The sequence below is a fragment of the Variovorax sp. V15 genome (assembly GCF_041154425.1).
Lineage (GTDB): Bacteria > Pseudomonadota > Gammaproteobacteria > Burkholderiales > Burkholderiaceae_C > Variovorax > Variovorax guangxiensis.
Map to the genome: position 1 here is coordinate 6,007,191 of NZ_AP028659.1, position 12,599 is coordinate 6,019,789.

General features: G+C 67.3%; 17 protein-coding genes. 10 read left to right on the plus strand and 7 right to left on the minus strand.

What is annotated here, in order from left to right; genetic code table 11:
* Positions 1-6 precede the first annotated feature (6 nt).
* The 4 genes from ltaE to trpE all read right to left on the minus strand — a co-directional run bounded on the left by ltaE (position 7) and on the right by trpE (position 3,704).
* Positions 7-1,071, minus strand: a complete 1,065-nt coding sequence (ltaE, locus tag ACAM57_RS28520) for a low-specificity L-threonine aldolase (protein ID WP_369659770.1) — start codon at positions 1,069-1,071, stop codon at positions 7-9.
* An 8-nt stretch (positions 1,072-1,079) separates the two neighbouring features.
* Positions 1,080-1,664 (minus strand): aminodeoxychorismate/anthranilate synthase component II, encoded by a 585-nt coding sequence (locus tag ACAM57_RS28525; RefSeq protein WP_369659771.1) that lies wholly within the window; start codon positions 1,662-1,664, stop codon positions 1,080-1,082.
* Positions 1,665-1,752: 88 nt separating this feature from the next.
* Complete coding sequence (locus ACAM57_RS28530) at positions 1,753-2,205, minus strand: GxxExxY protein (RefSeq protein ID WP_369659772.1); 453 nt, start codon at positions 2,203-2,205, stop codon at positions 1,753-1,755.
* Positions 2,202-3,704: an anthranilate synthase component I gene (trpE, locus tag ACAM57_RS28535; RefSeq protein ID WP_369659773.1), complete on the minus strand. Its 1,503-nt coding sequence runs from the start codon at positions 3,702-3,704 to the stop codon at positions 2,202-2,204. Before trpE ends, ACAM57_RS28530 begins: the two co-directional genes overlap by 4 nt.
* Before the next feature lie 350 nt (positions 3,705-4,054).
* Between trpE and ACAM57_RS28540 the strand changes: the two genes are divergently transcribed.
* The gene (locus tag ACAM57_RS28540) at positions 4,055-4,657 is read left to right on the plus strand and encodes a chalcone isomerase family protein (protein ID WP_369659774.1); all 603 of its coding nucleotides are present in this window, start codon (positions 4,055-4,057) and stop codon (positions 4,655-4,657) included.
* Between the two features lie 9 nt (positions 4,658-4,666).
* Here the strand turns inward: ACAM57_RS28540 and ACAM57_RS28545 are convergent, their stop codons facing one another.
* From ACAM57_RS28545 to ACAM57_RS28555, 3 genes are all read right to left on the minus strand, one after another.
* The gene (locus ACAM57_RS28545) at positions 4,667-5,383 is read right to left on the minus strand and encodes a phosphoglycolate phosphatase (RefSeq protein ID WP_369659775.1); all 717 of its coding nucleotides are present in this window, start codon (positions 5,381-5,383) and stop codon (positions 4,667-4,669) included.
* Between the two features lie 127 nt (positions 5,384-5,510).
* Positions 5,511-7,031 carry a tripartite tricarboxylate transporter permease gene (locus ACAM57_RS28550; protein ID WP_126025758.1) on the minus strand — a complete coding sequence of 507 codons (1,521 nt, stop codon included), beginning with the start codon at positions 7,029-7,031 and terminating at the stop codon, positions 5,511-5,513.
* A 14-nt stretch (positions 7,032-7,045) separates the two neighbouring features.
* Positions 7,046-7,534, minus strand: a complete 489-nt coding sequence (locus ACAM57_RS28555; RefSeq protein ID WP_369659776.1) for a tripartite tricarboxylate transporter TctB family protein — start codon at positions 7,532-7,534, stop codon at positions 7,046-7,048.
* 239 nt (positions 7,535-7,773) lie between these two features.
* On the opposite strand from ACAM57_RS28555, the gene ACAM57_RS28560 reads away from it, so the two are divergent.
* From ACAM57_RS28560 to ACAM57_RS28600, 9 genes are all read left to right on the plus strand, one after another.
* A complete protein-coding gene (locus tag ACAM57_RS28560; protein WP_369659777.1) occupies positions 7,774-8,190 on the plus strand; it encodes a MarR family winged helix-turn-helix transcriptional regulator in 417 nt (138 codons plus the stop codon).
* A gap of 174 nt (positions 8,191-8,364) precedes the next feature.
* The gene (locus ACAM57_RS28565; RefSeq protein WP_184639874.1) at positions 8,365-8,910 is read left to right on the plus strand and encodes an Rrf2 family transcriptional regulator; all 546 of its coding nucleotides are present in this window, start codon (positions 8,365-8,367) and stop codon (positions 8,908-8,910) included.
* A 28-nt stretch (positions 8,911-8,938) separates the two neighbouring features.
* Complete coding sequence (locus tag ACAM57_RS28570; protein ID WP_369659778.1) at positions 8,939-9,283, plus strand: hypothetical protein; 345 nt, start codon at positions 8,939-8,941, stop codon at positions 9,281-9,283.
* Between the two features lie 171 nt (positions 9,284-9,454).
* A complete protein-coding gene (locus tag ACAM57_RS28575) occupies positions 9,455-9,610 on the plus strand; it encodes a hypothetical protein (RefSeq protein WP_184639877.1) in 156 nt (51 codons plus the stop codon).
* Complete coding sequence (locus tag ACAM57_RS28580) at positions 9,607-10,056, plus strand: hypothetical protein (protein WP_369659779.1); 450 nt, start codon at positions 9,607-9,609, stop codon at positions 10,054-10,056. Before ACAM57_RS28575 ends, ACAM57_RS28580 begins: the two co-directional genes overlap by 4 nt.
* Before the next feature lie 99 nt (positions 10,057-10,155).
* Positions 10,156-10,896 carry an SGNH/GDSL hydrolase family protein gene (locus tag ACAM57_RS28585; RefSeq protein WP_369659780.1) on the plus strand — a complete coding sequence of 247 codons (741 nt, stop codon included), beginning with the start codon at positions 10,156-10,158 and terminating at the stop codon, positions 10,894-10,896.
* A 164-nt stretch (positions 10,897-11,060) separates the two neighbouring features.
* Positions 11,061-11,681: a hypothetical protein gene (locus ACAM57_RS28590; RefSeq protein ID WP_369659781.1), complete on the plus strand. Its 621-nt coding sequence runs from the start codon at positions 11,061-11,063 to the stop codon at positions 11,679-11,681.
* Positions 11,678-11,947 carry a hypothetical protein gene (locus ACAM57_RS28595; protein ID WP_369659782.1) on the plus strand — a complete coding sequence of 90 codons (270 nt, stop codon included), beginning with the start codon at positions 11,678-11,680 and terminating at the stop codon, positions 11,945-11,947. Before ACAM57_RS28590 ends, ACAM57_RS28595 begins: the two co-directional genes overlap by 4 nt.
* Before the next feature lie 60 nt (positions 11,948-12,007).
* Complete coding sequence (locus ACAM57_RS28600) at positions 12,008-12,511, plus strand: sigma-70 family RNA polymerase sigma factor (RefSeq protein ID WP_184640552.1); 504 nt, start codon at positions 12,008-12,010, stop codon at positions 12,509-12,511.
* The last annotated feature ends 88 nt before the right edge of the window (positions 12,512-12,599 follow it).

A 12,599-nucleotide genomic window follows, 5' to 3' on the forward strand; every position in this document is an offset into this window, starting at 1 on the left:
CCGTTTTCAGGATTTGGCGAAGAAGGCGCGGATCGCGGCAACGGCCCGGTCCACGCCGGCGACGTCGACATCGAGGTGCGTCACGAAGCGCAGCCGGTAGAGTCCCGTCGCAAGAATGCCCTGCGAATTGAGGCTCGCCAGCAGCTCCGAAGAGCGCGCCTGCGCAGCACCGGCGAGATCGACGAACACGATGTTCGTGTGCGGCGCCTCCACCTTCAGCCCCTCGATGCCTTCGAGCCCCTGCGCCAGGCGCTGTGCCAGCGCGTGGTCGTCAGCAAGGCGGTCGACATGGTGGTCGAGCGCATGCGACGCCGCCGCGGCCAGCAGGCCGGCCTGCCGCATGCCGCCGCCAGCCATCTTGCGGATGCGGTGCGCGCGGGCGATGAACTCGCGCGAACCGACCAGCGCCGAGCCGATCGGCGCACCAAGCCCCTTGCTGAAGCACACCGACACGCTGTCGAAGCACTGCGCGATGCGGCGGGCTTCGGCCCGGATGTCGCCGCGCTTGTTCAGCGCGGCCTGCGCGGTCGCGGCGTTGAAGAGCCGCGCACCGTCCAGATGTCGCTGCAGTCCCTTGCTCTTCGCGAGATCGGTCGCCGCCTGCACGTATTCGAATGGCAGCAGCTTACCGCCCAGCGTGTTCTCCAGCGCCAGCAGCCGCGTGCGAGCGAAGTGCGCGTCGTCGGGCTTGATGGCCGCCTCGATCTGCGCGAGCGGCAGCGTGCCGTCAGGCGCGTGGTCGAGCGGCTGCGGCTGCACGCTGCCGAACACCGCCGCGCCACCGCCTTCCCAGCGATAGCAATGCGCCTGCTGGCCGACGATGTACTCGTCGCCGCGGCCGCAGTGCGACAGGATCGCGCACAGATTGCTCTGCGTGCCGGTGGGCACGAACAGCGCCGCCTCGAAACCCAGCATGGCCGCGATCTTTTCCTGCAGCGCGTTCACGCTCGGATCGGTACCGAAGACGTCGTCGCCCAAGGGCGCAGCCATCATGGCTTCGCGCATCGCGGGCGTGGGTTGGGTGACGGTGTCGCTGCGCAGGTCGACGAAGGAAGTGCGATCGGTGGTCATGGTGGTGGTCAATCCAGAAAGTTCTTGAGCATGGCGTGACCGTGCTCCGTCAGGATCGATTCCGGATGGAACTGCACGCCCTCGATGCGCACATCGTGCGCGAAGCCGGTGTGACGCACGCCCATGATCTCGCCGTCGTCGGTCCAGGCGGTGACAGCCAATGTCTTGGGGCAGCTCTCGCGCTCGATGGAAAGCGAGTGGTAGCGGTTGACGACGAACCTCTGGGGCAGCCCCGCGAACACACCTTCCTGCGTGGTCGTGATCTCGCTGGTCTTGCCGTGCATGAGCTGCTGCGCGCGCACGATCTTGCCGCCGAAGGCCGCACCGATGGCCTGGTGCCCCAGGCACACCCCCAGGATGGGCAGCTTGCCGGCGAAGGCCTCGATGGCCGCCACCGACACACCCGCCTCCGCCGGCGAGCAAGGCCCCGGCGACACCACCAGCCGCGTCACGCCCGAAGCGATCAGCTCGCCGATCTGCTCGACCGTGATCTCGTCGTTGCGGTGCACCTGCACGTCCGCACCCAGTTCGCCGAAGTACTGGACGATGTTGTAGGTGAAGCTGTCGTAGTTGTCGATCATCAGGAGCTTCATTTTTCGAGGCCCTCCGAATCCGGACTTCCGAACGCAGAAGTCGCGAAGGTTTCGCAGAAATCGCAGAAGGAATTCAAAAAGAAGGTCTTCATAGCTTGTTCACCACCCGATGGATTCCCTTGACGACGGGGAAGGTATGGAAGTTGATCAGCAGGCCCAGCTTCATGCCGGAGACGCGCAGATACGACAGCAACTGCGCACGATGCGCCTCGCTGACGGCATCCATGGCCCTGAGTTCGAGCAGCACGCTGCCCTCGATCACGAAGTCTGCGCGGTATGCGATGCCCAGCGGGCGCCCCTTGTAGACCGCCTCGATCGGGACTTCGCGTTCGAACGCCAACTCGCGCTCATGCAGTTCGATCGCCATCGCAGCCGCATAGGCGCTTTCCAGAAGCCCCGTGCCAAGCACACGTTGAACCTCGACCGCCGCGCCGATGACATCGTGCGAACAGTCATTTTCAAAACCTGGCGGTTCCTTCTGCGACCTCTGCGAAACCTTCGCGCCCTCTGCGTTCGGCTGCCCGTATCCCACGCCACTCATTCCAACCCCTCCTCGACCAGTTCCGCCGCCCGCAGCAGCGCCCGAGCCTTGGCCTCGGTTTCCTTCCACTCCAGCTCGGGCACCGAGTCGGCCACCACGCCGGCCGCGGCCTGCACGTGCAGCATCTGGTCCTTCACGATGCCGGTGCGGATCGCGATGGCCACGTCCATGTCGCCCGCGTAGCTGATGTAGCCGCAGGCGCCGCCGTACAGGCCGCGCTTGGTGGGCTCCAGTTCGTCGATAAGCTCCATCGCATGCACCTTCGGCGCGCCGGTCAGCGTACCGGCCGGGAAGGTGGCCTTGAGCACGTCGATGGCGGTCATGCCGTCCTTCAGCGTGCCTTCGACGTTGCTCACGATGTGCATCACGTGGCTGTAGCGCTCCACCGCGAAGGCTTCCGTCACTTTCACGCTGCCGGTCTTGGCGATGCGGCCGATGTCGTTGCGCGCGAGGTCGATCAGCATCACGTGCTCGGCGCGTTCCTTCGGGTCGTTGATGAGTTCCACCTCGGCCGCCTTGTCGAGCTCCAGCGACGCGCCGCGCGGGCGGGTGCCGGCCAGCGGGCGGATGGTGATCTTCTGCTCGCCCTCGCCGGTGTTCTCCTGGCGCACCAGGATCTCGGGCGAAGCGCCCACCACGTGGAAGTCGCCGAGGTTGTAGTAGTACATGTAGGGCGACGGGTTCAGCGAACGCAGCGCGCGATACAGCGACAGCGGCGACTCCGTGTAGCGCTTGCTGATGCGCTGGCCCACCTGCACCTGCATGAAGTCGCCGGCGGCGATCATTTCCTTTGCGCGCTCCACGGCCGCAAGGTAGTCGGCCTTGGCAAAGCCGCGCTCGGGCGGGTGCGGCTGCGTGGGCTTCACGATGGGCGCGCTCACCGAGTACTTGAGCTTTTCCTTCAGCTCGCGCAGCCGGCGCTTGCCCACCGCATAGGCCTCGGGCTGCTTCGGATCGGCATAGACGATGAGGTACAGCTTGCCCGAGAGGTTGTCGATGACCGCCAGTTCCTCGCACTGCAGCAGCAGGATGTCGGGGCAGCCCAGCGCGTCGGGCGGGCATGTCTTCTCGAGCTTGCGCTCGATGTGGCGCACGGTGTCGTAGCCGAAGTAGCCGGCAAGGCCGCCGCAGAAGCGCGGCAGGCCCGGGCGCAGCGCGACCTTGAAGCGCTTCTGGTACTCGGCGACGAAATCGAGCGGATTGCCGCGGATGGTCTCGATCACCTGCCCGTCGGTCACCACCTCGGTGACGGCTTCGGCGCCGAAGCCGCTGGCGCGCAGCAGCGTGCGCGCCGGCAGCCCGATGAAGCTGTAGCGCCCGAAGCGCTCGCCGCCCACCACCGATTCGAGCAGGAAGCTGTGCTTGCCGCCGCCTTGCGAATGGGCCAGCTTGAGGTAGAGGGAAAGAGGAGTCTCGAGGTCGGCGAAGGCCTCGGCCATCAGCGGAATGCGGTTGTAGCCCTGGGCGCTGAGGCTCTTGAATTCAAGTTCGGTGATCACGGATTCGTTCTCCAGTTGCCTGCGGCGCTCCTTCGGCCGGCGGCAAGGTCATTCACGGGTTGGCCCGGTGCCGGCGAACGTGCCGGTCCGGAACCGCGGGCGCACGGCGTGCGCCGCGCAATCAAACAGTCAGCGAAGTATGGCGACGCCAGGGCCAGGCTCCCCGGCTGCCTTCACCTGTTTGAATGACGTGATGAACGAACATATGAGCTGCGGAGTTTAGCCCACGAAAACGCCCGAACGTGCAACCGGGCGCATCGGCGGTGGCTTTCAGGGTTCCCCCGAAGCCGAAGGAGTAGAACGAAAAGATACATTCGAACGACCGTTCGCAAATTTTCAAGGAGACAGCGTTGACCGCCCTTCCGCTCACGACCGTGTTCCCTCGCCTCGTCCTGGCCGCCTGCCTCGCCGCCGCCAGCCTCGGTGTGCCGGCCGCACAGGTCGACGTAGGTGGCGTCAAGCTCGAAGACCAGCTGGATCTGCGTGGCGCGCCCCTCGTGCTCAATGGCGCGGGCATCCGCTACAAGGCCATCTTCAAGGTCTACACGGCCGGCCTCTACGTGGGCAAGAAGGTGTCGACGCCCGAGGAAGCACTGGCCGCGCCCGGCCCCAAGCGCGTGGCCATCACGATGCTGCGCGACATCGACGCGAACGAGCTCGGCAAGCTCTTCACCAAGGGCGTGGAAGACAACTCACCCAAGAGCGAGATGGTCAACCTCATTCCGGGCCTGCTGCGCATGGGCCAGATGTTCGCTGACCAGAAACAGTTGAAGACCGGCGACACCTTCACCATCGACTGGCTGCCCGGCACAGGCACGCTGATCACCGTGCGCGGCGTGCCCCAGCCCGATCCGATCAAGGAGCAGGCCTTCTTCAACGCGCTGTTGCGCATCTGGCTGGGCCCGAACCCGGCCGACTGGAAGCTGAAGGACGCGCTGCTCGGCAAGCAGTAACTGGCGCTGCTACCGCGCGGCGGCCGGCGCCAACTCGGCCAGCGAATCGACGAAACCGTCGGCATCCACGCCGCGCACCGGCTCGCCGTGGTTGTAGCCGTAGGTCACCAGCACCACGGGACAACCCGCCGCACGCGCGGCGCGCGCGTCGTTGCTCGAGTCGCCGACCATCAGCGTGCGCTCAGGTGCCGTGCCCATCGCCTCGCAGGTCTTCAAGAGCGGCAGCGGATCGGGCTTCTTGCGCTCGAAGGCGTCGCCGCCGAACACAAGCTCGAAGAAGCCGTCGAGCCCCTTGTCGGCCAGCAGCGGCTTGGCGAACGAGGTCGGCTTGTTGGTGAGGCACGCCAGCCTCAGGCCCTGTGCGCGCAGCGCTTTCAGCCCTTCGATCACGCCGGGGTACACCGCCGAATGCCGCCCGTTGATGGCGAGGTAGTGATGCTGATAACGCTCCCAGGCCCGGTCGAACAGCGCACGCGCTTTCGCGTCGGCCTCCGCGGCATCGGCGACGGCCGGCCCCATCACGTGCACGAGCGCGGAATGGATCAGGTGCTCCGAGCCCTTGCCCACCATCTTCTCGATGGCGGAAGGCGCCACGTGCGGCAGCGAGAGATCGTCGAGCATGCGGTTGAGCGAGGCGGCGAAGTCGCCCAACGTGTCGACCATGGTGCCGTCGAGGTCGACGATGGCGGCGTCGAAGCGGGTGCGGGAGAAGCTGATGGAGTTCAAGGACGCGCGAGCAGAGTTTCGAGGGATTCCCGGCACTCTATCCGAGCAGCACCCAAACCTCAGTGCCGCCGGAATCCAGCCCGCAACGACTGCCCGCCTCCCGGTGTGGTCGAAGGCGGCCTCCGCCTCAGCCGCCCTCCTCGACGAAAGCCTCCTCGCGTTTGGAGCGTATGGACGGCAGCAGCACGATCAGCAGCAGGATGAGCGCGGCGACCAGCAGGCCCGCCGAGATCGGCCGCGACACGAACACGCTCCAGTCGCCGCGCGACAGCAGCAGTGCGCGGCGCAGGTTCTCCTCCATCATCGGCCCGAGGATCAGCCCCAGCAGCAATGGCGCCGGCTCGCAGCCCAGCTTGATGAAGGTGTAGCCCACCACGCCGAAGATCGCGACCAGCCAGATGTCGAAGACGTTGTTGTTGGTCGAGTAGACGCCGATGGCGCAGAACAGCACGATGGCCGGAAACAGCCACCGGTAGGGAATCGTCAGCAGCTTGATCCACAGCCCGATGAGCGGCAGGTTCAGGATCACCAGCATCAGGTTGCCGATCCACATCGAGGCGATCAGGCCCCAGAAGAGCTCCGGATTGCTGGTCATGACCTGCGGGCCGGGCTGGATGTTGTGGATGGTCATCGCACCGACCATCAACGCCATCACCGGATTGGGCGGAATGCCCAGCGTGAGCATCGGAATGAACGAAGTCTGCGCGCCCGCGTTGTTGGCGGCTTCAGGGCCCGCAACGCCGCGGATGTTGCCTTTGCCGAAGGTGACCTCGCCCGGCTTGAGCTTGATCTTCTTCTCCAGCGTATACGCCGCGAAGGCCGACAGCAGCGCACCGCCGCCTGGCAGGATGCCCAGGGAGGAGCCCAGCGCCGTGCCGCGCAGCACCGCGGGGAGCATGCGCCGGAAGTCTTCCTTCGTCGGCATCAGGCCCGAGACCTTCGCCGTGAACACCTCCCGTTCGTCCTCCGGCCTGGCCAGGTTGGCGATGATCTCGCCGTAGCCGAACACGCCCATCGCGATGGCGATGAACCCCAGGCCGTCCGTGAGTTCGGGGATGTCGAAGCTGTAGCGCGCAACGCCGGAGTTGACGTCGGTGCCCACGAGTCCGAGCAGCAGACCCACCATGATCATGCAGATCGCCTTGAGCAGCGAGCCCGAGGCCAGCACCACGGCGCCGATGAGGCCCAGGATCATCAGCGAGAAGTATTCGGCCGGGCCGAACTTGAAGGCGATCTCCGTCAGCGGAGGCGCGAACGCGGCCAGGATCAGAGTGCCCACGCAGCCTGCGAAGAACGACCCCAGGCCGGCCGCGGCAAGCGCCGGCCCTCCCCTGCCCTGCTTGGCCATCTGATGGCCGTCGATCACCGTGACCACGGAAGACGATTCGCCCGGCAGGTTCACCAGGATCGCAGTGGTCGAGCCGCCGTACTGCGAGCCGTAGTAGATGCCGGCGAGCATGATCAGCGCCGCCACCGGCGGCAGCGCATAGGTGGCGGGCAGCAGCATGGCGATGGTGGCCGTCGGGCCGATGCCGGGCAGCACGCCGATCAGCGTGCCCAGCAGGCAGCCGATGAATGCGTACAGGATGTTCTGCAGCGATACGGCCGTTGCGAAGCCGAGCGAGAGGTTGTTGATCAGGTCGGTCATGGCGCCTTCCTCCTTCAGCCGCTGATGAAGGTCGGCCAGACCTGAAACTGCAGCTTCAGCCCGACGATGAAGGTGAGGTAGCTGCCCACGGCCAGCACGGTCGCGAGGATCAGCGAAAGCTTCATCGAGAAGTTCGCCCCCGCCATGCAGGCGACGACGACGAGCGCGTAGATCGCGACGATCAGACCCATGGCCGGCAGCCCGATGTTGTGCAGGCCCGCCAGCAGGACTCCGAACAACAGGTTCGCGCTGATGATGAAGCCCAGCGGCTTCCATGCGATCTTTCCGACGGGATCTCCATCGGCGGTCTTCATGGTGAATGCGCTCGCGACCACCACCAGCCCCAGCACCGTCAGCAGCGTGCCGATGATCAGCGGGAAATAGCCGGGGCCCATGCGGGCCGCGCTGCCGACGTTGTAGTTGTTGGCCCCGATCGCGAAGGCCGCTCCGACGCAAGTGAACATGAGGCCGGAGAAGAAAGTCTTCTGGCTCTGGATCCGCATAGGCAATTTCTCTTTCCGATGAATGGATTTCGCCGCGCGCACCGCCGCAGGACAACGGCGCCGGACAAGGAGGATGCGTGCAACGGGCAGCGCGGAGGCGCGATGCCTCCTGGTCAGGTTGCAGACAGGTACCTCATGCTATGAGGTTTAATAGATCATGTTGTGAGTAATTACCCCATGCGTCTTCCGGGGGCGCTGCTACATTGGCCGCTTCGACACATGACACCAACAAGACGTCAATGGCCAGCCAACCGCGCAGCATCGAGAAGCACCAGCTCGAGGCGCTTTCCGACTTCAGATTCAGGCTGCGCAGCTTCCTGCGCTTCAGCGAGGACGCCGCGCGCGCCGAGGGCATCACCGTGCTGCAGTACCAGCTGATGCTCCACACCCAGGCCTTCCCGGGCCGGGAATGGGCGACGGTCAGCGAGATCGCCGAGCGCCTGCAGGCTCAGCTTCACGGCGTGGTCGCGCTCGTCTCGCGCTGCGAGGAAGCCGGCCTTGTCAAGCGAAAGCCCAGCACCACCGACCGGCGCCAGGTCGAGGTTCATCTGCTGGTAGCCGGGCGCAGGAAGCTGGAAAAGCTCGCGCTTCTGCACCAGGGGCAGATTGCCGATCTCACGGAGGTCGTTGCGCTTGTTGGAAAGGCCCGTAAATAGCCCTCGGCATCGGTTTTCAGCGGAGTCCGAGTTCAGCTGTCGTGCGGCGATCGTGCCTGGCCGGGGTTTTCAAACTGTTTCAAAAACCGTAGTTGCCATGCCTCGGAAACTTTTCGGGGCCTTTTGCACACCTATGACGCATTGTTTGAAAAACCCAACAACGAGGAACACTCCATGCGTCTCACGACGAAGGGCGGCTTCGCCTTGACGGCCATGATCGATGTCGCGATGCGCGAGCAGGATGGCCCGGTGCCACTGGCGTCGATCAGCAAGCGCCAGCACATTGCCCGCTCGTCGCTCGAACTCCTGTTCAGCAAGCTGCGCCAGCATGCGCTGATCAAGGCGACACGCGGACCGGGCGGCGGCTACACCTTGACGCGCAGGGCATCCGAAATCACGGTGGCGGACATCCTTGCCTCGGTCGACGGCCAGCCGCTGTCCGACGCCGAAGACTCGTCGAAGAAGGGCGAAGCCGGCGGCAAGGGCTGCTATTCCACCGAGGCGCTGTGGGCCTCCGCCAAGCATCACGTGATGGAGTTCCTGGGCTCGGTCACGCTGCAGAGCCTGGTCGAAGACCAGCTCGCCAAGGGTGTGCGCGTGGAGCACGAGCCGTCGCAGCCGAAGAGGAAGGAAGCCCCACTGAGCCCCGCCGCATTGCCGCTGCGCGTGAACGCACCCAATTCGGTTTTCGCGTGGAACGGCGTCTTCGCCAAGCGCTGAAGAACACTGCAACAACGCTCTCCTGACGATGCCCCGCTGGCTGCTGTCGCTGCTGCTCGTGCTCGCACTGGGCTGCCAGAGTTTTGCCGCTCTAGCCCAGTCGCACGAGGCGGCGATGGCGCCGGCCGTCGCCGGGCTCCATCTGTCGTCGAGCCCCCATTGCGAGGCACCGGCCGAGCCGTTCACCACGCTGGAAGAGCGCTCGCCGGCCACCGAACTCGCGCCGGACCTCTCCGAAATCTGCGGACTGCGCAACGCCACGTTGCACCACGCCGCGTGGCGTGACGCGCCACCGCCGCAGCACTCTCACACGCCCGCATCCCGCGTGCCACCGGTTCCACTGAAACCGCCGCGCATGCGCATCGCCGCCTAGGCGAGAGAGGGTGCGGGTCCGCCCGCATCTCTTTCCTTTTCCACTTTCACGAATCCTCGCGATGCGCGACGTGCGGGCCACTGTGCCCGCGCGTCGCGTTCGTCGTCGTCCCGCGCGGGCGTGTCCGGCGCGGGCATCCAACCCCATTCACCCAATCGATTCCTGTCATTCATGAGCGAACTCTCACTGATCATCTTCGGCGCCTGCCTCCTGCTGCTTTACCTGGCTTGGCGCGAACGCCTCGTCTCGAACCACCGCGATGCCGGCCTGCTCGCCGGCGTGGCCGCCTTCGCGGGCGTGGCGGGCATCGTGTCGCTGGCGGTGTGACGGCGCCGCAAGCTGCCCGGCGGCGACGCTGGATCGCCGCCGGGCTCGCCGTCGCGGCAGCGGCAAGCGCCTGCACCGACGGCTATCCCACCAGGGACGCGCCCGCCGCCGGCGACATGAGCGCCGCGGAGCACGTCCACGCGCTCAACGACATGCTGCGCCACGAGGCGCGCAGCGTGGACGCGAGGCTGACGCTGGCGACGCCGTGCATCCTGCGGCTCGCGACCACCGCGCCCGGCGCGCACGAATCCACCGCCTCGCTGCGGCTGGAGACGCTGCACATCGCCTTCTCGGTGGACGAGCGCTACCGGGTGAACCTGGCCCCGGCCGCCAACCTGCCGGCCGCGCGCGACCACCGATTCGTGGTGGACGGCTGGCAGGACGCGGTCGCGTTCCGCTCGCACCTGCAGCAGCTGCAGATGGCCTGCGTGGCGTCGAAGGACTGAAGCGGGATTTCCTTGCGATGCGCATTGCGGGTTTGCGCATCTCGTTCGGCAACCGGATGAACGCCACTGAATTGCCAGTGGCGCCATCCGGAGATTGCCTTGGTTTTCCTTCCCGCTCACCGCCGCGCGGCCTGCGTCCGCCTGTCCGACATCGCATTCACGCTGCTCGCCATCCTGGCGATCGGCGCGCTGGTCCCCGCCTGCGGGGGCAACAGCCACAACCACAACACCGGCAACAACAAGGCCTCCGTGCGACAGCCGGCGCACGCGGCCTCTTCGACAGCCCAGCCGGACCCGCAGGCCCCGCGCGACTGCACCGTCACCTTCGAGGGCGACTCGATCCTGCACGGCGGCTATGCCGCCAACAGGCGCTTCGACGAGCCGCCCGCCGCGATGCTCAAGCGCCTGCGCCCCGCCTACACGGTGATCGACAACAGCGAGCCGGGCGCCACCGCCACCCGGCGCGCGCCGGCGTTCTCCACGGCGCCGCTCACCACGCACTTCGTGGTGCTGCAGCACGGCATCAACGACGCGATGTCTGGCCAGCCCTACGAGCCCGCGCTGCGCCGCATGGTCGCGCATGTGCAGGCCGAGGGGCGCACCCCGGTCATCACCGGGCTCAGCCGGCAGCCGCTCACCGCGACGGGCAGGGACGAGGCCGACGCCATCGCCCGCAGGGTGGCCGGCGAGACGGGGGCGCTCTTCGCCGACTGGGGCGCCGTGACCTTCAAGCCCGCCGAGATGGCCGACGTGCTGCATCCCGCGCCTGCCTACAGCGAGCGGCTGATCGGGCGCATCGTGCTCATGCTGGACAAGGCCGCGCCCGAATGCCGGGCCTGACGCCCGGATTTTTTCGGCCCGCCATTACGGGTTTTGCGGGCCTCGTCCGGCAAGGGAGTGCATTCACCCGAGACCGAAAAGAGGAGCCGCCTCCCCATGCTTCAGACCCCCCGTCATCGCTTTCAGGCACCGCCGCCCTCGGCGTGCCCCCGGGGAAGCGTCCGATGAGCACCGGCAGCCTCGGCCTCGTGGTCGCCGCCTGCTTCGCCCTCGGCGCCGCCTGGCTCGCCGGCAAGACGCTCTCGACCCGCGCCAACGGCACGCCGATGCCCCAGCTCGCCGCCCGGCAGGAAGCAGCCGCCGCGCGCGAACGCATCGACCTGCGCCAGCCGCTGCGCGCGCTCGCCACAACGCCCACCACGCATGGCGAAACCCTGGCGCAGCGCGGCATCGGGCTCGACCTCGCCGTGCCGGACGCCGCGCTCACGGTTGTAGCCATCGCCGGCGACCTGCCGCGGCTCGTGTCTCACATCGCGGACGCCGCGGCCGCGACCTTGCCGCGGGGCGCCACGCTGCATGTGCTGGCGCGCGCCGAAGGACACCAGGCGGTGGTGAGCCTGCGCGAAGCCGACATTTCCACCGGCACCGCGCCCCGCCTCTCGCAGGCCTTCGAGACCGGCATCGGCCGACCCACGTCGTCCCTGGCCCATGCCTGCCAGGCCATCGCCGCGCGCCACGGTGCGCGCATCTATACCGCGCCCTCGCCGCTGGGCGACGGTTGCCTCACGCTGCGGTTTCCGCTGTACGGCGTCCGCGCCGCGCGTGCGCCGAAGGGGCTGCTGTGATGGCCACCCGCCGGCTCTTCGTCCGGGAGAGCCTGCGCTCGCGGGACGCCGGCGGCACCGCGCGCTCCCGGCTCTTCGACGGCTGCTGCCTCGGCGCGGCCGTGGCCGGCCTCGCGCTCTCGGTCGGCTTCGGCCGCTGCGAGCAGGGCCGCGCGGGCGCCACGGCCCTGTCCACGCTCGCGCCCATCATGCAGACCCGCAGCCACCGGCTCCCGACAGGCTGCCCTGCCGGGGCGAAACGCCGTTCGCCAGCGCCAACGCAGTGAGATAGATTCATGCCTGCCGCACTCGCCGCGTTCCCGAACGACTTTTCCTCGCCCTCCTCCATGCCGGACGACCGTCCTCCTTCGCGCAGCGTGGAAAGCCTCTACGGCGACCACCACGGCTGGCTGCTCGGCTGGCTGCGCCGCAAGCTGGGCCACCCGGGCGACGCCGCCGACCTGGCGCAGGACACCTTCGTGCGCGTGCTGGGCCGCCCGCGCGACATCGACGAGGTCCGCGAGCCCCGCGCCTGGCTCACCACCATCGCGCATGGGCTGGTGGTCGACCACGTGCGCCGCCGAACGCTGGAGCGCGCCTGCCTGGAGGCGATCGCCGCGCTGCCCGAGCCGCAGGCGCCCTCGCCCGAGGCGCAGATGCTGCTGGTCGAATCGCTGGTGCGCATCGACGCGATGCTCGACGGGCTGCCGTCCAAGGCGCGCAGCGCCTTTTTGCTCTCGCGGCTCGACGGCCTCGGCTATGCGGAGATCGCGCAGCGCCTCGATGTGAGCCTGAGCTCCGTAGAAAAATACATGGCCACCGCCATCCGTCACTGCCTGGCGCTGAAATGATGAAACTCCCCCAGGCTTCGCGCACTTCGTGTCGCTTCTCCTCCCCCCTCGCCGGGGGCAACACCGGCGGCCCGGCAAAGCCGGTTCC